At 70.2% G+C, this 1,490-nt stretch carries 1 protein-coding gene and 1 pseudogene; both read left to right on the forward strand.

The features are described 5' to 3' along the window. Positions 1-108 (forward strand): annotated as a pseudogene (locus MMF94_RS43075) (acyltransferase); the annotation flags it as partial. Then, positions 105-1,409, forward strand: a complete 1,305-nt coding sequence (locus MMF94_RS43080; RefSeq protein ID WP_241043282.1) for an aspartate aminotransferase family protein — start codon at positions 105-107, stop codon at positions 1,407-1,409. The pseudogene MMF94_RS43075 and the gene MMF94_RS43080, both read left to right, overlap by 4 nt. Positions 1,410-1,490 lie beyond the last annotated feature (81 nt).

Below are 1,490 nucleotides of genomic sequence, written 5' to 3' on the forward strand. Positions count from 1 at the left end.
CTCGTGGTGCGTGACCTCGACCTCGCGATGATCGACGAGGTGCGCCAACAGTGGGCGTTCTACCGCGACCGACGCCCCGAGGCCTACGGCCCGTTGGTGGAGCAGTGAGCACCGGCGCCCGCGGTCGCGATCTGCTCGCGCGCACGCGAGCCGTCCTCCCCTCGTGGCTCTCGATCTACTACGACGAGCCGATCGAGATCGAGCGTGGCGAGGGCCGGCACGTCTGGGACTCCGACGGCAACCGCTACCTGGACTTCTTCGGCGGCATCCTCACCACGATGACGGCGCACGCGCTGCCCGAGGTGACCAAGGCCGTCAGTGAGCAGGCCGGGCGGATCATCCACAGCTCCACGCTGTACCTCAACCGCCCGATGGTGGAGTTGGCCGAGCAGATCGCAGCGGTATCGGCCATCCCCGACGCCAAGGTCTTCCTCACCCCCAGCGGCACCGAGGCCAACGACGCGGCGCTGCTGCTCGCCAGCTCGCTGCGGCGGTCGAACCAGATCCTCGCGCTGCGCAACAGCTACCACGGCCGGTCGTTCTCTACGGTCGCGATCACGGGCAACCGGTCCTGGTCGCCCACGTCGCTCTCGCCGTTCCAGGTCTACTACGTCCACGGCGGCCAGCAGTACCGATCGCCGTACGCGGGGTTGTCCGACGGCGAGTACATCGCGGCGTGCGTGGCCGACCTCAAGGACGTGCTCGACCAGTCCGGTGGTGACATCGCCGCGTTCATCGCCGAGCCGATCCAGGGCGTCGGCGGCTTCACCTCGGGACCGGACGGGCTGCTGGGCGCGTTCGCGGAGGTGCTGCGCGAGCGCGGAATCCTGTGGATCTCCGACGAGGTGCAGACCGGCTGGGGACGCACCGGCGAGCACTTCTGGGGCTGGCAGGCACACCGTGGCGCCACGCCGGACATCGTCACGTTCGCCAAGGGCATCGGGAACGGGTTGTCGATGGGCGGCGTGATCGCCCGCGCCGAGGTGATGGACAGCCTCGGCGCCAACTCGATCTCGACGTTCGGCGGCTCGCCGCTCACCTCCGCAGGCGCACTCGCCAACCTCCGGTACCTGCTCGAACACGACCTCCAGCACAACGCCGCCCGGCACGGCCCGACCCTGCTCGACGGCCTGCGCGCCGTGCAGAGCCCGATCGTCGGAGACGTCCGCGGCAAGGGGCTGATGATCGGCGTGGAGGTCGTGCGCCCCGGCACCGGCACTCCGGGCGACCCTGCCCCAGAGCTCGCGAGCGCCGTGCTGGAGGCCGCCAAGCGCCGCGGCCTGCTCGTCGGAAAGGGCGGCCTGCACGGCAACGTCCTGCGCATCGCCCCGCCGCTCACGCTCACCGCGGACGAGGCGAATGAAGGCCTCACCGCACTCGTGGCATCGATCGAGGAGGTCACGCCGTGACTACGACAGTGATCCGGAACGGTCTGGTCATCACCGCCGCCGACGAGATCGCGGCGGATGTCCTGGTGGACGGGGAGGCGG

Origin of the sequence: Pseudonocardia alaniniphila, assembly GCF_022524485.1 — a bacterium.
GTDB lineage: Bacteria > Actinomycetota > Actinomycetes > Mycobacteriales > Pseudonocardiaceae > Pseudonocardia > Pseudonocardia alaniniphila.